22 protein-coding genes are annotated in these 24,370 nt (G+C 73.2%); 9 read left to right on the forward strand and 13 right to left on the reverse strand.

The window, feature by feature from the left end; genetic code table 11:
- Window positions 1-25 precede the first annotated feature (25 nt).
- From AB0958_RS04535 to AB0958_RS04560, 6 genes are all read right to left on the reverse strand, one after another.
- Window positions 26-1,618: a long-chain-fatty-acid--CoA ligase gene (locus AB0958_RS04535; protein WP_366888811.1), complete on the reverse strand. Its 1,593-nt coding sequence runs from the start codon at window positions 1,616-1,618 to the stop codon at window positions 26-28.
- An 86-nt stretch (window positions 1,619-1,704) separates the two neighbouring features.
- Complete coding sequence (locus tag AB0958_RS04540) at window positions 1,705-2,238, reverse strand: FcoT family thioesterase (RefSeq protein WP_366888873.1); 534 nt, start codon at window positions 2,236-2,238, stop codon at window positions 1,705-1,707.
- A 5-nt stretch (window positions 2,239-2,243) separates the two neighbouring features.
- Window positions 2,244-3,128, reverse strand: coding sequence for a TauD/TfdA family dioxygenase (locus tag AB0958_RS04545; RefSeq protein WP_366888812.1), 885 nt, complete (start codon window positions 3,126-3,128; stop codon window positions 2,244-2,246).
- Between the two features lie 33 nt (window positions 3,129-3,161).
- Window positions 3,162-3,398: an acyl carrier protein gene (locus tag AB0958_RS04550; protein ID WP_366888813.1), complete on the reverse strand. Its 237-nt coding sequence runs from the start codon at window positions 3,396-3,398 to the stop codon at window positions 3,162-3,164.
- Window positions 3,395-4,480: a beta-ketoacyl-ACP synthase III gene (locus tag AB0958_RS04555; protein ID WP_366888814.1), complete on the reverse strand. Its 1,086-nt coding sequence runs from the start codon at window positions 4,478-4,480 to the stop codon at window positions 3,395-3,397. Before AB0958_RS04555 ends, AB0958_RS04550 begins: the two co-directional genes overlap by 4 nt.
- 65 nt (window positions 4,481-4,545) lie before the next feature.
- Window positions 4,546-5,949, reverse strand: coding sequence for an MFS transporter (locus AB0958_RS04560; protein ID WP_366888815.1), 1,404 nt, complete (start codon window positions 5,947-5,949; stop codon window positions 4,546-4,548).
- A 522-nt stretch (window positions 5,950-6,471) separates the two neighbouring features.
- On the opposite strand from AB0958_RS04560, the gene AB0958_RS04565 reads away from it, so the two are divergent.
- The 3 genes from AB0958_RS04565 to AB0958_RS04575 are packed head-to-tail and all read left to right on the forward strand — an operon-like array spanning window position 6,472 to window position 9,505.
- Entirely contained in the window at window positions 6,472-6,693 is a 222-nt protein-coding gene (locus tag AB0958_RS04565) for a hypothetical protein (protein WP_366888816.1), read from the forward strand.
- Complete coding sequence (locus AB0958_RS04570) at window positions 6,690-8,996, forward strand: heavy metal translocating P-type ATPase (RefSeq protein WP_366888817.1); 2,307 nt, start codon at window positions 6,690-6,692, stop codon at window positions 8,994-8,996. Before AB0958_RS04565 ends, AB0958_RS04570 begins: the two co-directional genes overlap by 4 nt.
- Window positions 8,993-9,505, forward strand: a complete 513-nt coding sequence (locus AB0958_RS04575; protein WP_366888818.1) for a copper chaperone PCu(A)C — start codon at window positions 8,993-8,995, stop codon at window positions 9,503-9,505. Before AB0958_RS04570 ends, AB0958_RS04575 begins: the two co-directional genes overlap by 4 nt.
- Before the next feature lie 57 nt (window positions 9,506-9,562).
- Here the strand turns inward: AB0958_RS04575 and AB0958_RS04580 are convergent, their stop codons facing one another.
- From AB0958_RS04580 to AB0958_RS04590, 3 genes are all read right to left on the reverse strand, one after another.
- On the reverse strand, window positions 9,563-10,315 hold the full coding sequence (locus AB0958_RS04580) for an aspartyl/asparaginyl beta-hydroxylase domain-containing protein (protein WP_366888819.1): 753 nt from the start codon (window positions 10,313-10,315) through the stop codon (window positions 9,563-9,565).
- A 531-nt stretch (window positions 10,316-10,846) separates the two neighbouring features.
- On the reverse strand, window positions 10,847-11,149 hold the full coding sequence (locus tag AB0958_RS04585) for a hypothetical protein (RefSeq protein WP_358978880.1): 303 nt from the start codon (window positions 11,147-11,149) through the stop codon (window positions 10,847-10,849).
- A 98-nt stretch (window positions 11,150-11,247) separates the two neighbouring features.
- Window positions 11,248-11,940 carry a lytic transglycosylase domain-containing protein gene (locus tag AB0958_RS04590; protein WP_366888820.1) on the reverse strand — a complete coding sequence of 231 codons (693 nt, stop codon included), beginning with the start codon at window positions 11,938-11,940 and terminating at the stop codon, window positions 11,248-11,250.
- Between the two features lie 139 nt (window positions 11,941-12,079).
- On the opposite strand from AB0958_RS04590, the gene AB0958_RS04595 reads away from it, so the two are divergent.
- Together AB0958_RS04595 and AB0958_RS04600 are read left to right on the forward strand one after the other, a co-directional pair.
- The gene (locus AB0958_RS04595) at window positions 12,080-12,466 is read left to right on the forward strand and encodes a BlaI/MecI/CopY family transcriptional regulator (protein ID WP_358978884.1); all 387 of its coding nucleotides are present in this window, start codon (window positions 12,080-12,082) and stop codon (window positions 12,464-12,466) included.
- 8 nt (window positions 12,467-12,474) lie between these two features.
- Entirely contained in the window at window positions 12,475-13,407 is a 933-nt protein-coding gene (locus AB0958_RS04600; protein WP_366888821.1) for a M56 family metallopeptidase, read from the forward strand.
- Window positions 13,408-13,442: 35 nt separating this feature from the next.
- Here AB0958_RS04600 and AB0958_RS04605 read toward each other — a convergent pair whose 3' ends face one another.
- On the reverse strand, window positions 13,443-13,853 hold the full coding sequence (locus AB0958_RS04605) for a (2Fe-2S) ferredoxin domain-containing protein (RefSeq protein ID WP_366888822.1): 411 nt from the start codon (window positions 13,851-13,853) through the stop codon (window positions 13,443-13,445).
- Window positions 13,850-16,039 carry a heavy metal translocating P-type ATPase gene (locus AB0958_RS04610; protein ID WP_366888823.1) on the reverse strand — a complete coding sequence of 730 codons (2,190 nt, stop codon included), beginning with the start codon at window positions 16,037-16,039 and terminating at the stop codon, window positions 13,850-13,852. Before AB0958_RS04610 ends, AB0958_RS04605 begins: the two co-directional genes overlap by 4 nt.
- Before the next feature lie 132 nt (window positions 16,040-16,171).
- On the opposite strand from AB0958_RS04610, the gene AB0958_RS04615 reads away from it, so the two are divergent.
- The 4 genes from AB0958_RS04615 (at window position 16,172) to AB0958_RS04630 (ending at window position 22,568) form a co-directional block, all read left to right on the forward strand.
- Window positions 16,172-16,564 (forward strand): metalloregulator ArsR/SmtB family transcription factor, encoded by a 393-nt coding sequence (locus tag AB0958_RS04615; protein WP_366888825.1) that lies wholly within the window; start codon window positions 16,172-16,174, stop codon window positions 16,562-16,564.
- Between the two features lie 127 nt (window positions 16,565-16,691).
- Window positions 16,692-17,351, forward strand: a complete 660-nt coding sequence (locus AB0958_RS04620) for a zinc ribbon domain-containing protein (RefSeq protein WP_366888826.1) — start codon at window positions 16,692-16,694, stop codon at window positions 17,349-17,351.
- Between the two features lie 213 nt (window positions 17,352-17,564).
- Window positions 17,565-19,238, forward strand: coding sequence for an adenosine deaminase (locus AB0958_RS04625; RefSeq protein ID WP_366888827.1), 1,674 nt, complete (start codon window positions 17,565-17,567; stop codon window positions 19,236-19,238).
- Between the two features lie 9 nt (window positions 19,239-19,247).
- Entirely contained in the window at window positions 19,248-22,568 is a 3,321-nt protein-coding gene (locus tag AB0958_RS04630; RefSeq protein ID WP_366888828.1) for a BTAD domain-containing putative transcriptional regulator, read from the forward strand.
- Here the strand turns inward: AB0958_RS04630 and AB0958_RS04635 are convergent.
- Both AB0958_RS04635 and AB0958_RS04640 read right to left on the reverse strand, forming a co-directional pair.
- On the reverse strand, window positions 22,546-23,340 hold the full coding sequence (locus tag AB0958_RS04635) for an ABC transporter permease (protein WP_366888829.1): 795 nt from the start codon (window positions 23,338-23,340) through the stop codon (window positions 22,546-22,548). The two genes, AB0958_RS04630 and AB0958_RS04635, sit on opposite strands and share 23 nt — an antisense overlap.
- Window positions 23,337-24,335 carry an ATP-binding cassette domain-containing protein gene (locus tag AB0958_RS04640; RefSeq protein WP_366888830.1) on the reverse strand — a complete coding sequence of 333 codons (999 nt, stop codon included), beginning with the start codon at window positions 24,333-24,335 and terminating at the stop codon, window positions 23,337-23,339. The genes AB0958_RS04635 and AB0958_RS04640 overlap by 4 nt, the downstream gene beginning before the upstream one ends.
- Window positions 24,336-24,370 lie beyond the last annotated feature (35 nt).

Consider the following 24,370-nt stretch of genomic DNA (forward strand, 5'->3'; position numbering starts at 1 on the left):
TCTTGGTAGCCGCACGGGATGCGAATCAGTTGACCTTGCGGTCGGTGCCGGTCCAGAAGCGCTCGCGCAGCTCGCGGCGGAGGATCTTCCCGCTGGGGTTGCGCGGCACGTGGTCGATGAACTCGTAGCGGGCGGGGAGCTTGAAGGAGGCCAGGCGGTCGACGAGGAACCGGTGCAGGTCCCGTGGTGTGGGCTCCTGGCCGGCGGCGGGGACGACGAAGGCGTGGACGCGCTCGCCCCAGCGCTCGTCGGGGGCGCCCACGATCACGGCCTCGGCCACCCCGGGATGGCGTTCCAGGGCGTTCTCGATCTCGGCGGGGTAGACGTTCTCGCCCGCGACGAGGATGGCGTCCTTGATGCGGTCCTGGATGTAGACGTAGCCGTCGTCGTCGACGTACCCGGCGTCGCCGGTGTGGATCCAGCCGTCGACGAGGGTTTCGGCGGTCCGGTCGGGGAGTCCCCAGTACTCGACCATGCGGGCGGGGGTGGCCAGGCAGATCTCGCCCACGGTGCCCGGCGGCAGTTCCTTGCCGTCGCCGTCGACGACCTTGCAGCCCACTCCGGGGTAGGGGTGCCCGGCGGCCTTCATCCGGGGATGGCCGGGCACGTGGTCCGCCGGTGGCAGGCACACGGCGGTGTTGCCGGTCTCGGTGAGGCCGTAGATCTGGGCGAACTCGCTGCCGAACAGGGCGAGGCTGGCTTCGAGCAGGACCTCGGAGATGGGCGAGCCGCCGTAGACGATCTTGCGGAGGGTGGTGAAGTCGGCCGGGGTGACGCCGGGTTCGGCCAGCATCATGCGCAGCATCGCCGGGACCACACAGGCCGTGGTGACGCCCTTGCCGCGGATGAGGTCGATGGCGTCCCGGGGCGCGAAGGCGCGCAGCACCGCCACGGTCGCGCCGGCGTTGAAGTTCTGGGTGGCCCACCACAGGCCGCCGACGTGGAAGCCCGGGATGCCGACCAGCGCGATGTCGCCTTCGCGCCAGTCGATCCAGTCCAGGTTCTCGCTCGCCAGGGCGTCGCGGATGGCGAAGAAGCTCCGGTGGGCCAGGACGACGCCCTTGGGCAGGCCGGTGGTGCCGCTGGTGTACAGCTGGGCGACCGGTGTGTCGGGGGTGGCCGGGACCGCCGGGTCGGTGTCGGGGTGGGTGGCCTTCCAGGCGCCGAACCCGTCGGCGGTGCCGAGCCTGACCACCGTCTTCGGCGGGCCGTCCGGCAGCCGGTCCAGCACCGGGGCGAACTCCTCCTCCAGGAAGAGCACGGCGCTGCCGGAGTCCCGCAGGATGTGGCTGACCTCGGGTGCGGTCAGCCGCCAGTTGATGGGCACCAGGACGGTCCCGCTCTTGGCGCAGGCGAAGAGGATCGCGTAGTAGTCCTCGGACTCCTTGCCCAGATAGGCGACGCGGGCGCCGGGGGCCGCCCCGGCGGCGCGCAGCGCGTGGGCGATGCGGTTGCTCTCCCGGTGCAGTCGGGCGTAGGTGAGCGCGCGGTCCTCGCAGACCACGGCGGTGACGTCGGGTCGGTGCCCGGCGTGGAAGCGCGCGGTCTCCACGAGGGTGGTCAGCTGTGGGCGGTGGAGCCGTTCGCCGGGTGTCCCGGGCGCGGACGGTTCGGCCATGTGCGGGGCCTGCCTCTCGGTCTGCTCGCGGACTGCCGGGGCATGCCGCCGCGGGGTGCGGCGGCATGCCGTGGATCGGGAGCTGCTCAGGGGGCGTTGACGAAGGCGAGTTTCACGGTGCCGTCGCACCGGCCGCCTTCGTCGTCCCAGTAGCGGTAGACGGTGTCGGCGACGAGCAGCGGCTGCCCGCCCGGGGTCCGCCGCTCCACGGAGAGGAACTCGATCTCCCCTGAGAAGGCGCGGGCGTTGATGGGACGCCGGAAGGTGCCGCTGAACCGGGCGATGAGGATGTCGGGCAGCTGGTGGCGCCAGTAGTCGTCCAGGGTCCAGCCCGCGAACTCGTCCAGCAGCCGTTCCTTCACCGTCTTGGCGACGGCGTAGTACATCATCTGGTTGTAGCTGATGTTGACTTCGACGGCGTTGAGATGGCCGGTGTCGTCGATGTAGCAGGACTCCGGTATGGCCAGCTCGCAGCGGGCGGCCACGCGGCCCGTCCGGGTGCTCACCGTCGCGGACTTCAGGTACTTGCAGTGGGTCTTGTACGGCCGCAGCACCTGGGGCAGGAGGTCGCCGTCGGTGTCGTAGTCCCGCGGCGGATGCTGCTTCAGGGGTGTTTCCACGGTGGTCACGCGGCCCCGTCGTAGAGCTTGCGCTCGTCGTGGACGGTCACCCGGAAGGAGACGGTCGGCTCCGGGGTGGTGGTGTGCCGGGCGCGGTGGATCAGACTGCGGTTGTCCCAGACCAGCAGGTCGCCCTTCTCGAAGGTCTGCAGGTGGATGTTGGGGTGGGCGAAGGTGTCGTCGAGCTGGCCGGTGGCCTCGAAGAGCCGGTGCAGCAGGTCGGTCTCCAGCGGCTTGCCGTGCTCGTCCTGGAGGCCGAGGGTGAAGCCCTCGCTGATGTACAGGACCGTCTCGCCGGTCATGGGGTGGGTGAACGTGGTCGGCTTCACCGCCGGCGGGGTCTTGGTGTCGACCTCCTCGATGATCTCGGAGAGGGGCCGGTAGACGTCCGTGGGCCGGATCTTGAAGTACTTCCGCACGGAGTGTTCGGCGAAGGTCCCCGCCAGTTCCTTCTTGAGGTCCTCGGGAAGCGCCTCGTAGGCCTTGCCCATGTCGATGAAGTACGTGCCGCGGTTCTTCTCGGGGATGACCTGGGGGTAGATGAAGGTCAGGCCGAAGGGGTCGGGCATGAACTGGTAGTCGGCGTGCCAGAACTTCCCGGTCTTCGGGACGCCGATCTGCTTGCCGTCCTCGGGCACGTTGGAGGAGACGAATATCTCCTCGACCTCGGGGTGCTTGTACATGGGCTCGTAGTACGTCTCGGGTCGGCCGAACCGCTTGCCGAGTTCGAGAAACTGCCGGGGCGTCAGGTCCTGGTCCTTCAGCACGACGATCTTCTTGGTGTAGACCGCCGCCTTGACGGCGTCGACGTCCTGCTGGGAAGCGGCCGCGTGGTCGAATCCCGCGACGGTCGCGCCGATGGCCTGCCCGTTGCGTTCGGTGATCTCCATGTCCCTGCTCTCCGTGGGGTGTCGAGGGCTTGGTTACCGGTCGAGCTTCGATTCGATGAGCTTGGTGGTGGCGGCGAGGCTGAGGTCTTCCTGGAGTTCGTTGTCGTCGATGTGCACGCCGAGGTCGCGCTCGATGCGCAGGCTGATCTCGACCAGGGTCAGTGAGTCGACGTCGAGTTGGGCGAAGGTGACCTCGGGGCTGATCCGGTCCGTGGGCGCGTCGTGGAGTTTCGTGACGATCTCGACCAGTCGGTCGTAGGTGGCGCTCATACGGCCTGCGTTCCTCCTGAGTCGTGCGGGTGGCTGGTCCGGGGCGGGGCGGGCCAGGTCAGGAGGCAGGACCCCCAGGTGAGGCCGCCGCCGAACGCGGTGAGGAGCAGGCGTTCGCCCGGCTGAAGGATGTGCTGGGTGTCCGCGTCCGCCAGCGCGAGCGGGATGGACGCGGCACCGGTGTTGCCCACGGAGTCGACGTTGACGACCAGTCGTTCCGCGGGCAGTCCGAGGTCGTCCGCCACCGTGCGCAGGATCCGCAGGTTGGCCTGGTGGGGGACGAGGTGGTCGACTTCGTCGACCTTGCAGTGGGCCAGGGTGAGGGTGGCACGGGCGGAGGCCGTCATGCGGGTGACCGCGTGCCGGTAGACCTCCTTGCCGCGCATGGAGAAGTGCCGGTCCCGTGGATCGACCGGTCCGGGCGTGGAGCGCTGCCGGGAGCCGCCGGCCGCCACGGTGATCAGCTCTTCGCCGGTGCCGTCGCTGCCGAGGTCGAAGTGGCCGACGGCGCCGGGTTCGCCGGCGTCACCGGCGCGCAGGACGACGGCTCCGGCCCCGTCCCCGAAGATGATCGCGTTGGTGCGGTCCTGCGGGTCGACGATGGTGGAGTAGGTGTCCGCGCCGATCAGCAGGACGCTGTCGGCGACTCCGGCAGTGATCAGCCCGGCCGCCGAGGCCAGGCCGTAGATGAACCCGGTGCACACGGCGCCGACGTCGAAGGCCGCCACTCCCGTCAGGCCGAGTCTGCTCGCCACGAGCGGGGCGGTGGCGGGGCACGGGCGGTCCGGGGTCGTCGTGGTGACGATCACGGCGTCCACGTGTTCCCTGTGTGCGGCGGCCAGCGCCCGGCGGCCGGCTTCCACCGCCAGGTCCGAGGTGGCCTGCCCGGGGTCCGCGATGTGGCGGCGGCCTATTCCGGTACGGGTCCGGATCCAGGCGTCGGTGGTGTCCAGCCGCTGGGAGAGTTCGTCGTTGGTCACGACCCGCGGGGGCAGCCAGCCCGCGAGGCCGCACAGGACCGCGGCACGGTCGGCGCGCGGGCGGGTGGAGAAACTGACCGGTCGGTCAGTGGTAGAAGGCACAGGGGGCTCCTAGGGGGAGTGGCCGGGAGGCGAGGGCCGGAGGCCCTGAGGAGGGGACGCGGCCGTCAGTGCGCCGCTCGCCCCCGAAAGGGCAGCAGGGCTACGGCGCCGAGGCCGATTCCGGCCGTGATGACGTACACGGCCTGCCTGACCCCGTCGAGCAGTCCGCCCGTGGTCGACGCGTGGGTTCCGGTGCCGGCGACGGCGACCAGGACGGCCAGTCCCACCGCGCCGCCCACCTGGAGCGTGGTGGAGGCGAGCCCCGACGCGACGCCCTGGTCCTCGGCCGGGACACCGGTGGCGGCCGCGATCCACATGCCGGTCCAGGTCGCGCCCTGGCCGAGGCTCAGCAGGACGATGCCGGGCAGCAGGCGCGCGTAGGAGCCGTGGTCGCCGAGGGCGAGCGCCAGCAGCAGGGCGCCGACGGCTCCCAGCGCCATGCCGCACAGCAGCGCGGTGCGCAGGCCCAGCGCGGACACGGCACGCTCACCCGCCTCCGTCCCCACGGCCACCACCAGGGCGGGCACCAGGAAGGCGGCTCCGGTGGCCATCGCGCTGTAGCCGTGCACGGTCTGGAAGTAGAGGGTCAGGAAGTAGGGGAGCGAACTGAAGGTGGCGCTGAACAGCGCGGTCAGCGCCATGGCGCCGAGCAGGCCGCGGTGGCCGAACAGGTGGCCGGGCGTGAGCGGGGCGCCGACCCGGGTCTCGATGACGGCGAACAGGGCGAGCGAGACCGCCGAGAGGGCCGCGCAGCCCAGGACGGTACGGCTCCCCCAGCCGGCTTCCGGCGCGTGGACGAGGACGAACACGAGCAGGGTGATGCCCACGGTGGCGGTCAGCGCGCCCGGGAGGTCGAAGTTCCGCTGTCCGGGCGGCGGACCGTCCGCGGGGAAGAGAAGGGATCCCGCCAGGGCGACGGCACCGGCCAGCGGGACGTTGACCAGGAAGACCGCGGGCCAGCCGAAGGCGTCCACGAGCACACCGCCCAGCAGGGAGCCGAAGCACAGCCCACCGGCTCCGGCGGCCCCCCAGGCGGCGAGCGCCCGGTTACGGCTCGGCCCCTCCTCGTACAGGGTGTTGATCAGCGACAGGGCGGCCGGGAACAGCAGTGACCCGCCGACGCCCTGGACGGCGCGTACGGCGACCAGCACGCCTGCCGACTCCGCAAGGCCGCCGACCAGCGAGGAGACCGCGTACAGCAGGGCGGCCACGACGAAGACCCGCCGCCGGCCCAGCAGATCGGTCGCCCGTCCGCCTAGCAGCAGGAACCCCCCGGTGGTCACGACGTAGGCGCTGACGACCCACTGCAGGTCCTGTCCGGAGAAGCCGAGCCCGCTGCCGATGCTGGGGAGGGCGACGTAGACGATGTTGTAGTCGAGCGAGATGACCAGTTGCGCGGTGGCCAGGACCAGCAGCGGCAGTCCGAGGCGCCGGCGTGACGGTATGGACGGTGATTTCACAGCAGGCATTGCGCGACCGCTCCCCCTAAGAATCCGCCCCATGGATCAGGACGGCGGCTCACTCCGGGATCGTGGCTCACTTCCGCCCGCCCCGACAAGCACTCTCCCCCGATTTCGGACTGGCTTGCGAACGGGTTGCCGGAATCGTTCGCCTGTTCTTTGAAAGATGAACTTGCGAATGCCGGGTCCGCCGCGCGGTGAAAGAGAAAGCACAGGTGAATACCGGGCCGCCCAGCTCACGGAGGACTGCGGAGCCTTACCGGAACGGATGGGACATCCCCGTACCCCATCGAAGGGTCGGCCGGACGCGCCCTCCGGTTCCAGCCTTTCAAGCCGATCCGCCAGGCGCCGCGGATGGCCGATTTCGGTATCGTGCCGGCCGACGCCTGGTGCGATATTTCGAAAATCGAGAAACGACCCCTTGAAAAGGAGTCGTTCGGCAGGTCCTTTCAGTTCCCGGCGACATCGAGGTTTTTTGTCACACACGCGGGGGCGGCCATCCGGATCGATACCCCCCTACCGTATGACCCCATGGAAAGTTCGAAACGCGGTCTTCCCCTCCCCCCGGCACTGCTCGGATTCCTCTTCCTGCTCGTCGCGCTGACGTCGCTGTCGTACGGCGCCGGCCGTATGGCGGGCCCGGTGGCGCCGGGCATGCACCGGACGGTGCCGGCGGAGCAGGACCGGGAGCCGGGGATGTCCGACATGCACGGCCTGGGTGCGGTCGGGGACGGGGCGGTGGTCAGCCGATGACGGACACCGACCGCCGTGCGACGTCGGACGGGACGGTGACGACCACCGATCTGCTGGTCGGCGGGATGACCTGTGCCGCCTGCGTGGGACGGGTGGAGAAGAAGCTGTGCCGCCTGGCAGGGGTGTCGGCGTCGGTCAACCTGGCCACCGGCCGGGCCCGGGTCTCGCATCCCGGCACGGTGTCCCCGCAGGAACTGATCTCCGTGGTGGAGGGCGCCGGTTACACCGCCCAGCTGCCACCGGCCAAGAAGGCGGACGGGGCGGCCCCGGGATCCGGTTCCCCGGGCGCCACGGGCCCGGACGAGTTCCGGCGCCTGCTGATCACCGCGGCGCTCTCGCTGCCCGTCCTGGTGCTGTCCATGGCTCCGGCCCTCCAGTTCACCAACTGGCAGTGGCTGTGCTTCAACCTCGCCGCACCGGTGGTCGGATGGAGCGCCTGGCCCTTCCACCAGCGGGCCCTGAAGGGGCTGCGGCACGCGACGGCGACCATGGACACCCTGGTCTCCCTCGGCGTCCTGGCCTCCTTCGCCTGGTCGACGTACGCCCTGTTCCTCGGGGGCGCGGGACAGCCCGGTATGCGGATGCCGTTCAGCGTGCTGCCCGGGGCCGGTTCCGGCAGCGCGCACCTGTACCTGGAAGCCACGGTGAGCGTGCCGCTCTTCGTGCTGGCGGGCCGCTACCTGGAGGATCGCGCCAAGCGCGGCACCGGATCGGCCCTGCGCGCCCTCGCCGAACTCGGCGCCAAGGACGTCGAGCTGACCGCGGCGCAACGCAGTCGCCGGATCCCCGTCGCCGAGCTGCGGGTCGGGCAGGAGTTCGTGGTGCGGCCGGGCGAGAAGGTCGCCACGGACGGGGTCGTGACCGAGGGCAACTCCGCCCTGGACCTGGCCCTGGTGACCGGCGAGAGCACCCCGGCCGAGGTGGGTCCCGGCTCCGCGGTGGTGGGCGCCGCGATCAACGTCGGCGGGCTGCTGGTGGTACGCGCCACCGCGGTCGGCGCGGACACCCAACTCGCCCGGATCACCCGGCTGGTGACCGACGCCCAGGCGGGCAAGGCCCGTATGCAGCGGCTCGCCGACGCCGTCGCGGGCGTCTTCGTACCGGCCATCGTCACCGTGGCGTGCACCGTCCTCGGCTTCTGGCTCGGCGCCGGCGCGGACGGAGCGGCGGCCGTGACGGCGGCGGTCGCCGTCCTCGTCGTCGCCTGCCCGTGCGCGCTCGGCCTGGCCATCCCGACGGCCTTCCTGGCGGCGACCGGGCGCGGTGCCCAGCTCGGTGTGCTCATCCGGGGCCCCGAGGCCCTGGAACGGCTACAGGGCATCGACACCATCGTGTTCGACAAGACCGGCACCCTGACCACCGGACACATGACCCTGGCCGAGACGACCGTGGCCGAGGGGGTGGCGGCCGACGAGGTCCTGCGGCTGGCCGGGGCGGTCGAATACGGCTCGGAGCACCCCATCGGCCGAGCGGTCACCACCGCCGCACGCCAGGCGGCCGAGGACGGAGAGCTGCCACCGGTGTCCGGCTTCCGTGCCGTGCCCGGGACGGGCGTGAGCGGCGACGTCGACGGACACCGGGTGACCGTCGGGCGTCCCAGGAGCCGCGCCGCGCTGCCGGAGGAGCTGGAGGAGGCCCTCGACCGGGCGGAGGCCGCCGCGCGCACCGCGGTGGTCGTCGAGGTCGACGGCTGTCCGGCCGCCGTCCTCGCCGTCGGCGACACGCTGCGTCCCGCCGCCTACGCGGCCGTACGGCACCTGCGGGAGCTGGGCGTCGAGCCGATCCTCGTGACCGGCGACAGCCCCGTCGCCGCGCGAGCCGTGGCCCGGCAGGTGGGCATCGACGAGGTGCACGCCGACGTCACCCCGGAGGGCAAGGCCGGCATCGTGGCCGGCCTCCAGGCGGACGGATGCCGGGTGGCCGTCATCGGCGACGGGGTGAACGACGCGGCCGCCCTGGCCCGCGCCGACCTCGGGATCGCCATGGGCGGCGGCACCGACGCGGCGATCGGCGCCGCCGACATCACCCTCGTACGCGAGGACATGCAGGCGGTGGTGGCGGCCGTGCGCCTGACGCGCCGGACGCTGACCACCATCCGTGCCAACCTCGTCTGGGCCTTCGGCTACAACGCGGTCACCGTGCCGCTGGCGGCCACCGGCTGGCTCAACCCGATGTTCGCCGCCCTGGCGATGTCGTGCAGCTCCGTCCTCGTGGTCGTCAACAGCCTTCAGCTACGGGCCTACACCCCCACGACCCGGGGTTCCGGCTCCCGCCCGGCTCCCGCCCTGGAGGCCGCCCGATGAGCCCGGTACCGGACAGTCCGGCGTCCCCCTGGCGTCACGGCGTCACGGGCGCCCTGCGCGCGGCGCTGGTCCCGCTCGTCGCGTGCGCGGCGGCGCTGCTGCTCCTGACCGCCTACACCACCACGGGGGCGGCCGGCGATCCCCCCGCGAGGATCAGCGTCGGCAACGGCCGCATCTTCGCACCGCTCAACGCCGCGACCACCGCGGCCTTCTTCGACATCACGAACACCGGGGCCGCGGCGGACACCCTGGAGTCCGTCTCCTCCCCCTCGCTGCGGGTGGCCATGCTCGGCCGGAACGTCTCGAAGGACGGCACCGGCCGCATGGAGCCGGTTCAGTCCCTCGTCGTCCCCGCACGCAGCGAGGTGCGCATGTCGCCGTTCACCATCGATGTGATGGTCCTCGACCCGCCCCTGCTGAACGTGGGCGACACGATCAGCGTCGACCTGTGGTTCCGGACCTCCGGGCGGATAACCGTCGAGGCGCAGACGGTCCCGGCCCGGTGGTAGCCGGACGGACGGCGCGCCCGCTCACCCTTCTCCTCACCCTTCTCCTCATCCCTCTCCTCACGCTTCTCCCATCAGCGTGCGGATGGCGGTGATCAGCGCGACGAGCGCCCGCCGTTCCGGAACCGTGGTCTCCGGGTGCCAGAGGTCGACCAGCAGGCAGGTGCGGGGGCGGGTGCCGCGGTTCCATGCCTCGTGCTCGAAGGAGTAGTCGAACAGCAGGCACTTGCCCTCCTGCCACGTCCGCGTCTCGCCCGCGACGGTGATACCGCACCCTTCGGGGATGTCGACGGCGAGATGCAGGTTGATGCTGAAGTTCCACAGGTCGCAGTGCGGGGCGACGGACGCGCCCGGCAGCAGGGTCGAGAAGTGGCACTCCAGCAGCGGGCACAGCTTCCCGGTGTCCACCGCCTCCCGCTTCAGCACGTCGAAGGCGGTCGGAACCGATTCCGCCGACTCGCCCACCAGCGCACCCTTGCGGAAGAGATAGAGGGCCTGCCAGTCCGACTGGCGGGTGAGGTAGTGCTCGTAGTCGGAGAACGCCGTCCTGCGATCGGCCCAGGCGTCCTCCAACTCCTTTTTCACAGCCGCGTGATGGTCCTCGAAGGCGCGCACCACCGGTGCCAGCTCCGGGTGTCCGTACGGGTCGTGCCAGGGCTGCTGGGAAATGCCGGGCAGGATCCATTTGGCGCCGGCCTGTAAAGGGTGCCGCCGCTGTTTACCGGCCGCCATCATCTCCTCGACCCTGGCGATCGAATCCGGACCGTACTCACTCCTGATCGCCGCGAAGGCGTTCTCCATCTCAGGCGTCATGACGTCCCTCCAGATTTCCGAAGCCCGCGGCTCCCACGCGCCGTGCGCAGGGCACCCAGGACGTACCCCGCGCGTCCGGGCGGAAATCGCCGGAACCGCCGGCGCGGGGGCGCATTTCCGGCTGCCGTGCCGCAGGGCACTCCCCGTGCTTCGAATGCCTCCGGAAATCACCGGAACTCCGGAACCGGACGACACGGAAAGCCGACTTACTCAGGGGCACGTGCAAAGAGACGCGCGCCGCCTCAGGCGACCTGTTCCGGGTCGGGCCGGCGGCCCGGGGTGACGTGCTCGTGCGGGACGGCGCACGGGTGCGCGCAGGACGCCCGGGCGAGGTCGCGTTCGAGGTCGTCCAGCGTCTGGTGGACCGCAAGACCGGAACTCGACGGCGTTCCTCTGGTGGTACTGCTCCGGCACCGCGCTGCCCCGGCTCCTTGTCGCGCCCGCCCGCCGTCCGGTCGACTCGGCCGGACGGCGAGCCTGTTCGGTGATCACTCTCCAGGAGAACTTGAGCGAGCCGGAGGAGCGGGACGCTCAGGACCCGGGGCCGGGGCGGCCGTAGCGGGCGGTGATCCACGCGGCGCCGCGCTCGGCCAGGACCCGCCTGCGGCCCCACCGCGAGCGCCGCACCCCGGACGCCACGGACGGCGGCCCCGGCGGAGCGGCGGCCACCTTCGCGAGCCTGTCGGCCGCCCGGGCCAGTTCCGCCCGCAGGCGTCGGCGGCGGCCCGCGGAGCCCGCCCTCAGCAACGCCGAGTACAGGCCTTCGACTTCGGCCAGGGCGGCCCCCAGCCGCAGGTTCGCCTCACGCTCGCGCCGAATGTCTCCGTGCGGCATGCACGTCCTTCCTCCCCCGACATCAGGACCGGATCACGCCGAGTTACATCATTGCGCAACCTTGCAACCATAGCGGGTGGCCGGTCAGGGGTGGCCGGTCAGTCGGAGTTGACGGCCCGCCCGGCCTTGGCCCAGTTCGCATGCAGTTCGTCGAGGTAGGACTGGGCCTGGTCGCCCGGGGTGGCGCCGCGGGCGAACGCGAGCATGTTGGCCGGGCCGGTGTTGTAGCCGAGGGCCAGCAGGTCGTTCCTGGTGTACGGGGCGGCCCAGGTGGCGGGCAGCCGGGCGGCCAGGTCGTGCAGGTACCAGGCCTCGGCCTCGATCGCGAGGTCCCGGTCGTCGGGCAGGTGCTCCCAGCTCTGGTCCGCGAAGTCGCGGCCCTGCTTGACCTCGTCGAAGGTGGCGCGGTGCATGTCGGCGATGCCGAAAGCCGCGTCCGGCTTGAGCTTCTGCCAGGCTCGTTCGAACGCCGGGTCGTGCGGTTTGTACGCCTCGTTGTAGAGGATCGCCATGACCAGTTGGCCGCTCACGGCGGCCTGCCGGGCCCGGCTGCGCACCTGGGGGGCGTAGTCGGCGGGGTCGTACGGGGAGGGGGGAGAGGCGGGAGAAGAGGTGGCGGAAGAGGAGGCGGTCGCCGCAGCGGACGGGGACGCGCCGGGCGTCGCGTGGCCGGCCGGGGGCGTCGAGTCGCCCTGCGGGGTGTGGGCGGCCCGGACGATGATGTACGCGGCGAGGGCGAGGACCGCCACGACGAGCCATCGCCTGCGTGTCGACGCCCGGGAATCGGACATTCCTGACCCTTCCTCCCGCCTGGTCCCGCACCCTTCTACCGGAGACGGACTAAGAACCGTGTGAGGCACCCCTGTTCACCGCTTTGTACGATGTGACGCTCCCCGGCACGAGAAGCCGGGCGGGAGAGGGAGACTTCAGGTGGCGGAGCCGGATGGTCCGCGCGGTCGGCGCAGGCCGCAGGGCGCGCTGGAGGCCCAGGTGCTCGCGGCGCTGCACCGGGCCGAGGGGCCGGTGCCGGCGAGCTGGGTGCAGGAGCGTCTGACGTCCGACCTCGCCTACACCACCGTGATGACGGTGCTGGCCCGGCTGCTGACGAAGAAGGCCGTCACCCGCAGGCGCGAGGGCCGGTCGTTCGTGTGGATGGCCGCCGCCGACGAGGCGGGGCTCGCCGCGCTGAAGATGCGCAGGGTCCTGGACGGCGAGCAGGACCGGCGGGCGGTGCTGGCGAGCTTCATCACCACGCTGCCGGAGGACGACGAGCAGCTGCTGCGGGACCTGCTGCGGCACGCGGACGGCGAGGACTGAGCGCGTCCGTGGGCATCTTCGTCTTCCTTCCGCTCGTCCTGCCCCTGACCGCGTGGCCGATCGCGCGGCTGGCCGAACAGCGTCTGCACCCGCGCTCCGCCACCACCCTCCTCACCTGGGTGGCCGTCGTGATGGCCCTGTGCAGCACGGTGTGCCTGGCGCTGCTGATGGTGGTCGGCACCGCGCAGCTCCCCGGCAATCCGCTGCCCGACGGCTGGTCGGACCCCGAGGTGCGCGACAGCGTGCCGCGCCACGAGATCGTGGGGAAGGCGGCCATCCCGGCCCTGCTCGCGGTCCTCGCCGCCGGCGCCCGCACACTGCTGCGGCACCACCGGGTACGGGGAGAGGCCCACGCGGCGCTGAACGGCTTACCGGCCACCGAGGTCGCGGTACTGCCGGACGCCCAGCCCTACGCCTACGCGCTGCCGGGCGGCCCCCGTGACCGCATCGTGGTGTCCACGGCGATGCTCGCCCACCTCGCCTCCCGGGAGCGCCGGGCCCTGTTCGCCCACGAGCGCGCCCACCTGGCGGCCCGTCACCACCGGCACCTGCTGCTCGTCCGGCTGGCCGCCTGCGCCAACCCGTTCCTGCTTCCGCTGCGGACCGCGGTGGCCTACACGGCCGAGCGCTGGGCCGACGAGGAGGCCGCGGGGGCCGTGGGCAGCCGCAGGACCGTCGCCCGCGCGATCGGTACGGCGGCCCTCGTCTCGCGGGGCACGCCCGCCCCCACGCTGGCCGGCCTGGCCGCGCCGGGCCCGCTCCCGCGCCGGGTCGCCGCCCTGCTCGCCCCGGCACCCGCCGTGCGCAGCTGGCCGTCCCTCTTCACCACCGCGGGCCTGGCCGTGTGGACGGCCGCGGCCGGCGCCCTGCTGTCGGCCATGTTCTCCGCGAACTCGGCGCTGACCCTGCTGCTCCTCCTGTACGCGGCCACGCCGCTGTAGCGGAGCACGGCACCGGCGCCGGGGCGGCCGCCGGTTCAGTCCTCGACGCCTCGGCGGATCCGGCGTGACGGGCTGAACCCGTACAGGTCGAGGATCTCCGGCGGGTCGCTCAGACCCGGGCCCCCGGCCCGGACCCAGGAGACGATGTCGGCGGTCGCCCCGGGGTCGTTGACCAGGCCGAGCCACACCGGCCGGCCGCCCGCCGCGCGCCCCGCCGGTGACGGCTGGACGACGATGACGTCGGCCTGTTCGCAGGCGTCCAGGCAGTCGACCACCCGGACCTGGGCGGTGCCCGCCAAGTCGGTGCGCAGCGTGGCCAGTTGGGCGGCGTGGTCCACGCCGGGAACCTTGGCCGTGCCGCAGCAGCAGCCTCGGCACACCGTGACCGTGCACCGGGGCGCCACTGCCGGTGCCGTCCGGGCGGCGGGCGTCCTGCGGCGGCTCACCGGGTCGCCCGCCGCCAGGCGGCCTCGCGCAGCAGGCGCAGGCCGTTGAGGCCGACGATGACGGTGGAGCCCTCGTGGCCCGCGACGCCGAGCGGCAGGGGCAGCGTTCCCGCCAGGTCCCAGACGACCAGGGCGGCGATGAACATCCCCGCGATCACCAGGTTCTGCACGACGAGCCGGCGAGCCCGCCGGGACAGTCCGACCACGGCGGGGACGGTGGCGAGTTCGTCCCGGACGATCACCGCGTCGGCCGTCTCCAGTGCCAGGTCCGAACCCGCCCGGCCCATCGCGACGCCGGTGTGGGCGGCGGCGAGCGCGGGCGCGTCGTTGACGCCGTCGCCCACGACCATGACCCTGCGTCCGGCCGCCTCCAGCTCCCGGACCGCGTGCACCTTGTGCTCGGGCAGCAGTCCGGCACGCACGTCCTCGATGCCGACCTCGGCGGCCAGCCGGGCGGCGGCCCGCTGGTTGTCGCCGGTCACCAGGAGCGGGGCCGCCCCGGTGAGCGAGGCGAGGGAGGCGACGGTGGCGGCCGCGTCCGGGCGCAGCCGGTCGGCGACGCCGAGCACACCGACCGGCGTCCCGTCCACGGTGACGAGCACGGCGGTACGGCCGCCGTCCTCAAGACTGCCGGTGACCTCGGTGACCTCGGTGACCTCGGCGGCCTCCGTGACCTCGGCGGCCTCCGTGGCCCCGGTGACTCCGGCAGCCCTTGCGACGCCGGTGGCCGGGGTGACCCCGACCCCTGCGACCCCTGCGACCCCTGCGACCCCTGCGACCCCGGTGGCCCCTGCGGCCCCGGTGGCCCCGGTGGCCCCGGTGGCCCCGGTGGCCCCGGTGGCCCCGGCGGTGGAACGGTCACCGTCCTCGGCGCCCGCCCCTTCGAGCAGTCGCGTCGGTGACCCGACCCCGATCCGGCGCCCGTCCACGGTGGCCCACACACCGACCCCCGGCGTGGAGCCGAAGTGCTCGGCCGGCGGCAGGGCGAGGCCCCGCTCCCGTGCCGCGTCCACGACGGCACGGGCCAGCGGGTGTTCGCTGGGGTGCTCGGCCGCGGCCGCCGACGTGAGCAGCCCGGCCTCGTCCAGGCCGGAGCCCGGCAGCGGCCGGACGTCGGTGACGCGCGGGGTGCCCTCGGTCAGCGTGCCGGTCTTGTCCAGCGCGACCGCGTCGACCTCGCCGAGCCGCTCCATGACCACCGCGGACTTGACCAGCACCCCGTGCCGGCCGGCGTTGGCGATCGCGGACAGCAGCGGCGGCATGGTGGCCAGGACGACCGCGCACGGCGAGGCGACGATCATGAAGGTCATGGCGCGCAGCAGCGAACCGGTCAGCGCGGCCCCGAAGGCGAGCGGGACCAGGAAGACGGCGAGGGTCGCGGCGACCATGCCGAGCGAGTAGCGCTGTTCGACCTTCTCGATGAACAGCTGGGTGGGCGCCTTGGTCTCCGAGGCCTCCTCCACCATGCGCACGATCCGGGCGATCACCGAGTCGGAGGCGTCGCGCTCGACCCGGACGCGCAGCGCGCCGGTGCCGTTGAGGGTGCCCGCGAAGACCTCGTCGCCCTTCTCCTTGGCGACCGGGAGCGGTTCGCCGGTGATGGTCGCCTGGTCGACCTCGCTCGCCCCGTCCAGGACCCGGCCGTCGGCGCCGACCCGCTCGCCGGGACGTACCAGGACCGTGTCGCCGACACGCAGTTCCGCGACGGCCACCGCGGCCTCGGTGCCGTCGGCCGCGACCCGGGTGGCCAGGACCGGGGCCAGGTCGAGCAGGCCGCGCACCGAGTCGGCGGTGCGGGCGGTGGCCAGTGCCTCCAGGGCGCCGGAGGTGGCGAAGATGACGATCAGCAGCGCGCCGTCCGTGACCTGCCCGATCGCCGCCGCTCCGAGCGCCGCGACGACCATCAGCAGGTCGACGTCGAGGGTCTTCTCCCGCAAGGCCTGGAGCCCGGCCCAGCCCGGTTCCCAGCCGCCGGCCGCGTAGGTCAGCGCGTACAGCGGGCCCCAGGCCCAGGCCGGGGCGCCGGTCAGCTGGAGGGGCAGCGCGACCAGGAACAGCACCAGGGCCAGCGCCGCCCAGCGCGCCTCGGGCAGCGCGAGGACCCGCGTACGGCGCCGGGGTGCGGCGGCTGCGCGCGCGTCGGCGGTCCGGTCGGGCGTGACCGGCGGGGCGAGGGTGGAGGTCATCAGGGGGGTCCTTCATGGGGGGCATGACGGAGGTGCGGGCCGCCGGGGGCCGGGGACCGCTCCCTCCACCGTACAGGACCACATGAAGACTCATTCATGCGTTCATGTCTGCTGGTCCGTAGGATGAAACCCATGGGCCATGGAGCTGACGGACGGACCACCACCCCCGCCACCGCACGCGAGCGCCTGGAAACCGTCGGCGCCGGCGATGTGGCCGCCACGCTCCAGGCGCTGGCCACCCCGTCCCGCCTGCGCATCCTGGCCCGCCTCCAGGAGGGTCCGTGCGCGGCGACGGAACTGGCCGACGCCGTCGGCATGGAACAGTCCGCCTGCTCCCACCAGTTGCGCCTGCTGCGCAACCTCGGCCTGGTCACCGGTGAGCGCCGGGGCCGCTCGGTCATCTACGCGCTGTACGACAACCACGTCGCCGAACTCCTGGAGCAGGCCCTCTACCACGTCGAGCACCTGCGCCTGGGCCTGCGCGACGCCCCCGCCCCGGCGGACCCGGCGGCCACGGTGGGCTGAGCGCCGGCACCGACGCCGAACACGAGTACCGACATGGCCTGATGTCATCGGCCATGGCCAGAACCAGTACCGTGCTCCCAGCGTCGTACGGCATGTATGCCGTTGGCCTGATCTGTGGGGGGACCACATGAGCGGCGAGATCTACTTCAGCAACAACTACCGGGATCTGTGCGAGCGGAACGGGACCGGGGCGGGCTTCCAGTTCGAGTTCTCGTGCGCGCGTTGCTACGACACCTGGCGCTCGCCGTTCGAGCCGTACGGCGGCGAGCGAGCGGCCACCTGGCTGCGCAAGGGCGTCGACGTCGCGTGGGGGCTGCTGGGGCGCACCGGCACCGGTCTGACCTCGGCCGCCGACGGGCTCGCGGGGGCGGGTTACGGGCGCGCCCGCGACCAGGCGTTCGAGCGGGCGATCGGCAACGCGCAGGGCCACTTCAACCGCTGCGCGCGCTGCACCGACTACGTGTGCGGCCGTTGCTGGAACGCGGCCCAGGGCCTGTGCCTGCGCTGCGCGCCGGACACCGCGGCCGAGGCCATGGCGGCCCAGCAGCGCGGCCTCAACGACATGGCCGCACAGCGGGCGTACGCCGCGGGGCAGCAGGCCGGGCAGGGGTACGACCCCAGCACGCCACGGCAGTTGGTCTGCCCGCACTGCCGTACCGAGACCCACGGCGCCGCCTTCTGCTCCGGCTGCGGCCACCAACTGGCCCAGTCCGCACAGTGCGCCTCCTGCTCCGCGGCCGTACCGGACGGCGCGGCGTTCTGCCCGGGGTGCGGCTCCCGCAGGTAGGGGGCCACCGGTCGGCACCCGGAGGTGACGCGGCTGGGACAGTCGGTTCGACCGGTTGTCCCGGGCGGCGCCGAGACCGCGGGCGGGGCGTGCCGTCGGCCGGGGAGCGTCGCCCGCCGAGCCGGTCGCGCGGTGCGCCCGCTCGGGTGGCGTCGTCGAGCGTGGGGCGTGGCTGGGGCGTCGCGGCCGAACCGGTCCGACGACCATCCTTGCGTGACGACCCACGACGGTACGCGCACCGCGCCCACCGCGCGCTCCCTCCGCCGCACGGCCCTGGCCGCCCTCTCCCTCCTGCTCTCCCTGAGCCTCGTCCCGACGGCACAGGCACTGGCCCGCCCCTCGCCACTCCCCACCATCCGCCCGTCGCCCCTCCCCGCCACCCGTGCCACCCCCCGGCCCCCCACCCCCGCCGAAGCCCCCGTCGCCGCGTACCTGCGGTCCGTGCGGTCGGATCCGGGGCTGTCGCGGCGCTTCTTCCTTCGGCTGCCCAAAGGGGGCGACCTGCACAACCATCTCTTCGGTGCGGTGCGTACCGAGTACCTGGTCGAGCTGGCCGGCGACGACGGGCTGTGCGTCGACGCGGCGACGCTGACCGCTGTCGTACCGCCGTGCGGTCCCGGTGCCCGCCCGGCCGTGGACGCCCGTACCGACCGGGGCTTCCACGACGCGATCCTGCGCGCCTGGTCGATGCGGGACTTCCCGCCGGAACGAAGCGGTCACGACCACTTCTTCGCCACCTTCGACAAGTTCGGCCTGGTCGCCTCGCGGAACCAGGGCAGGGTGCTCGCCCAGGTCGCCGCCTCGGTCGCGGCGCAGCACCAGTCGTACCTGGAGACGATGGTCAACCCGGCCTCCGACGCCGCCGCCCGGCTGGGCGACGACGTCGGCTGGGACCCGGACCTCGCCGCCCTGCACGCGAAGCTCGCCGCGGGCGGCGGGCTCGACCGGCTGGTGGCCGACGCGCGTACCGAGACGGACGGCGTCGACGCGGAGTTCCGTGCCACCGCCCGCTGCGGCACCCCCCACCCGCGCCCCGGCTGCGCGCTGACCGTGCGCCGGATCTACCAGGCCTTCCGCGGCGAGCCACCCGAGCGGGTCTTCACCCAGCTGGCACTCGGCATGCGGCTGGCCGAGCGCGACCCCCGTTTCGTCGCCGTCGACCTCGTCCAGCCCGAGGACGGGACGGTCGCGCTGGCGGACTACGGCCTGCACATGCGCATGGTGAGGTACCTGCGGACGGTCTACCCGCACGCCCATGTCACCCTGCACGCGGGCGAGTTGTGGGCCGGCCTGGTCGAACCCGCGGAGCTGCGGTTCCACGTCGCGGCGGCCGTGCGCGTCGCGGGCGCCGACCGCGTCGGGCACGGCGTCGACCTCCTCCACGAGGACGACTGGCGGCGCACGGCGCGTGCGATGGCCGCCCGGGGCACCGCCGTCGAGGTCCCGTTCACGAGCAACGCGCAGATCCTCGGCGTCCGCGGCGCCGAGCACCCCTTCGACACCTACCGGGCCTACGGCGTCCCGGTGGTCCTGGCCACCGACGACCCCGGCGTCTCCCGCACCGACATCAGCCACGAGTACCAGTACGCCAGCGGGGCCTACGGCCTGACGTACCCGGAGCTCAAGGACCTGGCCCGGGCCTCCCTCCAGTACGCCTTCCTGCCGGGCCGCAGTCTGTGGCGTGGCAACCCCGCGCGGGACGGGTACCGGCCCGTGGCGGCCTGCGCCGGCCGGCTCCCCGGCACCGGACTCCCGCCGGGGACCGAGTGCCGCCGACTGCTGGACACCAGCGCGCGGGCCGCCGTCCAGTGGCGTCAGGAGGCCGCGTCCGCGTCGTTCGAAAGTACCTTCGGCCGGGGACGGCAGCGGAGACCGCGCCCGCACTAATCTGCACGGGTGACCACCGAGTTGATCCTGCTGCCCCGCGTCGTCTGCCGTGACCGGGAGATCACCGCACCCCGGCTGCGCGGCCTGCTCGCGCTGCTCGCGGCGGACCTGCGCACCGGGTGCAGCACCGGACGGCTGGTGGAGGGGCTGTGGCCGGACGAGCTGCCGGAGCGGCCGGGCAAGGCGGTGCAGGTCCTGGTGTCGCGGCTGCGGTCGCAGCTGGGCGCCGAGCTGATCGTGAGCACGCCGACCGGGTACCGGCTGGCGCTGGACGGGACGCAGGTCGACGCCGTCGCGCTGGCGCTGTACGAGGCGGCGAGCGCCGAGCGGGCGCGCGCCGGGGACCACGACGGAGCCCTCGCGCAGGCGGAGGCGGGGCTGGCGTTGTGGGACGGGAACGTCGGCGCCGGGGCGGACGAGGACCTGCACGATCCGGTGGTGGCGCTGCGCGTGGCACGGGTGCGGGTGCACCGGGCGCTGACGCGCGCGCGAGCGCTGGCGCTGGCCCGGGTGGGACGGCGGGCGGAGGCCGCCGCGCCGCTGGCCGAGCTGGCCCGGGAGCTGCCGCGCGACGAGGAGGTCCTCGCCGAGCTGCTGCGCTGCGAGGCCGCCACCGCGGGCCGGGCGCAGGCGCTGACCCGGTACGACGCCTACCGGCGCCGCCTGCGTGACGAGCTGGGCGCGGATCCGGGGCCCGGACTGCGCGCGGTGCACCAGGAGTTGCTGCGCGCGGAGGTACCGGCGGCCCGGCACGGCGTGCCGCACGAACCGAACCCGCTGCTGGGGCGGGACGCCGACGTCGCCGCCGTGGCCGGGCTGTTGCGGACGGCCCGGGTGGTCACCGTCGTCGGCCCCGGCGGACTGGGCAAGACCCGGCTCTCGCACGCGGTGAGCCGGGCGGCCGAACAGCCCGTCGTGCACTTCGTGACCCTGGCCGGTGTCACCGCGGGCGACGACGTGGCCGACGAGGTGGCCTCGGCCGTCGGGGGTTCGGACAGCCGGCCACCCGCGGGCGGCAAGGACGCGGTGAGCGGCATCGTCGCGGCGCTGGGCACGGGTCCCGCGCTGCTGGTGCTGGACAACTGCGAGCATGTCGTCGCCGCCGCGTCCGCCCTCGTACAGGCGCTGGTGTCGCGGTCGAAGGAGCTGCGGGTCCTGGCCACCAGCCGGGCTCCGCTGGGGCTGACCTCGGAGTCCGTGTACGCCCTGCCGGAGCTGTCTCCGGCGACCTCCGCCGAGCTCTTCCGGCAGCGGGCGCGGGCCGCGCGACCCGGTGTGGAGCTGCCCGAGGCGCAGGTGGCCGAGATCTGCCGGCACCTGGACGGGCTGCCGCTGGCCGTGGAGCTGGCGGCGGCCCGGGTGCGGGTGCTGTCCGTCGCCGACATCGCCCGTCGGCTCCAGGACCGGTTCGCGCTGCTGCGCGGCGGCGCCCGGGACGCGCCCGAGCGGCACCGCACGCTCCAGGCGGTCGTCGAGTGGAGCTGGCACCTGCTGGAGCCCGAGGGCCGGGCGGCGCTGCGCGCGCTGTCGGTGTTCCCCGGCGGGTTCGACGCGCACGCCGCGGAGTACGCGCTCGGCGAGCACGGGAGTGGGGGCGGAGGCGGGGGCGCGGGCGGGGGCGGGGGTGAGAACGGGAGCGCGCTGGATCTGCTGGAGCAGTTGGCGGCCCAGTCCCTGATCAAGGTGGGGGAGAGCCCTTCCGGGGTCCGCTTCCACATGCTGGAGACACTGCGGGAGTTCGGGGCCGCGCGCCGGGACGAGGCGGGCGAGGGTGCGGTGGTCACGGACCGTTTCCTGTCCTGGGCCCGGGACTTCGGCCGGACGTGCCACGACGCGATGTTCGGCGACGACGCGGTGGTCACCTTCGACCGGGTCCGCGCCGAGCAGGACAACCTCGTCCTCGCGCTGCGCCACGCCCTGGCCCGGGACGACGGCCCCGCCATCGCCTCGCTCACCGCCGTACTGGCCTCCCTGTGGTCCGTCGGCAACAGCTACACCCGGTTCGTCACCCTCGCCGCCGAGACCGGCGGGCCGCTGTCCCGGTTCCGCCCGGGGCCGGAGCACCCCGAGGACGTGGAGGCGCTGCGCAGCGCGGCGGCGATCTGCACGGCCGGCCTCTTCATGGGCTACGGCCCGCACGCCGTACGCCAGTTGGTCACGCTGCGCCGGCTGCCGCCCGCCCCGGCGGACACCGTGATGCGGGCGCTGGCCACCGTGCTGTCCGCCGTCCCTGACATGCGTCCGCCCGACTGGACCCGGCTGCGAGAGTTGTGCGACGCCGACGAACCGCTGCTGGCGGGCATGGCGGCGGGCGTCGCCAGCTATCTCTGGGAGGCCGCGGACGACACGGACCGCGCGCTCGACCACGCGCGCCGGATGCTCGCCGCGGTGGCGCCGCTCGGCAATCCGATCATGATGCTGCTCGCCCATGGACGGATCAGCGAGCTGTGCCTGAAGACGGAGCGCGGCGCGGAGGCGTACGAGCACCTGCGGGCCGCGGACGGGATCGGCGAGGTCGGTGGCTGGTCGGACGCGATCGGCATCCGCTACGGGCTGGTGTCCGCGTGCCTGCAACGCGGGGAGATCGACGAGGCGGAGTACTGGCTGGGCCTGGCCGCCCCGGACCGGCAGCCGGAGTCGGCCAAGCCCTTCAGCCCCGAACTGCTCCAGGCCCGTGCCGAGATCGCGCTGGCCAGGGGGCTGACCGAGGTCGGTCTCGGGCTGTGGCGGCAGGCGGCCGGGGGGATCCGGGAGGCCAGCCGGCTGGCGGCGGACGATCCCTTCCTGGAGTCCTGGGCGCTCCAGGTGCAGGCGGCGGCGCTCGCGGCGCACGCCCAGCACGACCGGCTGGAGCCGGTGACCCACCTGGCGGACGCCCTGCGGCAACGCCTGCTCGACATGCTGACCGGCGCCGGCGTCGGCACCAGCACCAGCACCGGCGTCGGCACCGGCTCGGGTTCCGGCGTCGGCACGGGCTCGGGTTCCGGCACCGGCACCGGCTCGGGTTCCGGCCCGGGTTCCGGCCCGGGTTCCGGTGCGCCGGGGGCCGGGGATCTGCTGGAACTGCCCGTCTACGGTTCGGTGTTGCTGGCGCTCGGCCACGCCGGGCTGGCCCGTGGCGACAGGGCGGCGGTGCGGCTGCTTGCGCTCGCGGAGCGGCTGCCGGTGATGCGGGACCTGCCCACGCTGTCCTCGGCGCGGTCCCGGCAGGCGGCCGAGCACGCGGACGGGGCCGCGTACGCCGACGCGAGGTCGGAATACGCGGCCCTGGGGCGGGATCAGCTGCGGTCGGCGGCCCTGCACGCGCTCACTGCCGGGGCTCGCGGTTGAAGGTCGCCCTGGACCAGAGGTAGCCCAGGACGATCAGCACGGCGCACCAGCCGAGGGCCAGCACCGCGTTCTTCGTGCCGATCCCGCTGCCCAGCAGCAGCCCGCGCAGGGTCTCGATGAAGGGCGAGAACGGCTGGTACTCGGCGAACCAGCGGAACCAGCCCGGCATGGCGTCCACCGGCACGAACGCGCTGGACAGGAAGGGCAGCATCACCAGGGGCGTCCCGATGTTGCTCGCGCCCTCGGCGTTGGGGCTGATCAGGCCGATGCCCACGGCCAGCCAGGTCACCGCGAGGCTGACCAGGGCCATCAGTCCGGCCGCCGCGAGCCATTCCACCGGGGACGCGTCGGGCCGGAAGCCGATGGCCAGCCCGATGCCGAGGACCAGCACCAGGGCCATCAGCGTCTGGATCACGCTGCCGATCACGTGGCCGACGAGGACGGAGGCCCGGGAGATCGCCATGGTGCGGAACCGGGCCATGATGCCCTCGGTCATGTCGGTGGCCACGGACACCGCGGTGCCGAGCGAGGTCATGGCCACGGTCAGGAACAGGATGCCGGGGACGAGGTAGTTGACGTACTGGGACCGGTCGGCGTGACCGCCGGTCATGCCGGCGCTCATCACGTTGCCGAAGACGTAGACGAAGAGGAGCAGCAGGATGACCGGGGTGAGCAGGAGGTTCAGGGTGAGGGAGGGGTAGCGGCGGGCGTGCAGGAGGTTGCGCCGCAGCATGGTCAGGTTGTCGCGGAACGCGAGGCCGGCGGTGCTCATCGGGCGGTCTCCTTGTCGGTGGTGGTCGCTGCGGTGGTGGTCGCGTCGGCGGTCACGGGGCTGCCGGTCAGGGCGAAGAACACGTCGTCCAGGTCCGGGGTGTGCACGGAGAGTTCGTCGGCCTCGATGCCGGCGGCGTCAAGCCAGTCGAGGATGGCGCGCAGCTCGCGCTGGCTGCCGTCGCTGGGGATCTGCAGGGTGAGCGCCTCGTCGTCCCGGGCGGCCTCGCGCAGTGCGGTCGCCGCCTGCTCGTGGGCGACCGGGTCCGAGAACCGCAGCCGTACGTGGCCGCCCGGGACGAGCCGCTTGAGCTCCTCGGCGCTGCCCTCGGCGACGATCCGGCCGCCGTTGAGCACCGCGATGCGGTCGGCGAGCTGGTCGGCCTCGTCCAGGTACTGGGTGGTGAGGAAGACGGTGGTGCCGCCGGAGACCAGTTCGCGGATGATCCCCCACATGGTGTGGCGGGAGCGCGGGTCGAGGCCGGTGGTGGGCTCGTCGAGGAAGATGATCCGCGGGCTGCCGACCAGCGTCATGGCGATGTCCAGCCGTCGCTTCATGCCGCCGGAGTAGGTGGAGGCGGCCTTCTTCGCGGCGTCCACCAGGTCGAATCGCTCCAGGAGTTCGGCGGTCACCCGGCGGCCCTCGGCGCGGGGCAGGTGGTGCAGGTCGGCCATCAGGAGCATGTTCTCCTCGCCGGTGATCAGCCCGTCCACCGCGGAGAACTGGCCGGTGACGCCGATCGCGGCCCGTACCTTCTGGGCCTCGGCGGTGAGGTCGTGGCCGGCGATCCGGGCCTCGCCGCCGTCGGCGGAGATCAGGGTGGAGAGGATGTTGACGGCGGTGGTCTTGCCCGCGCCGTTCGGCCCGAGGAGGGAGAAGACCGTGCCGGCCGGCACCTGGATGTCGATGCCGTCGAGGACGCTCTTGTCCCCGTAGGACTTGCGCAACCCGGTCGCCGCGATGGCGAGTTCGTCGTCAGTCGATGTCGAAGTCATGCCGCAGAGCTTGCGGCCGGGCCGGTTCAGTTCGG

This window comes from Streptomyces sp. NPDC006655 (genome assembly GCF_040703965.1).
In the GTDB taxonomy this organism is placed as follows: Bacteria; Actinomycetota; Actinomycetes; order Streptomycetales; family Streptomycetaceae; genus Streptomyces.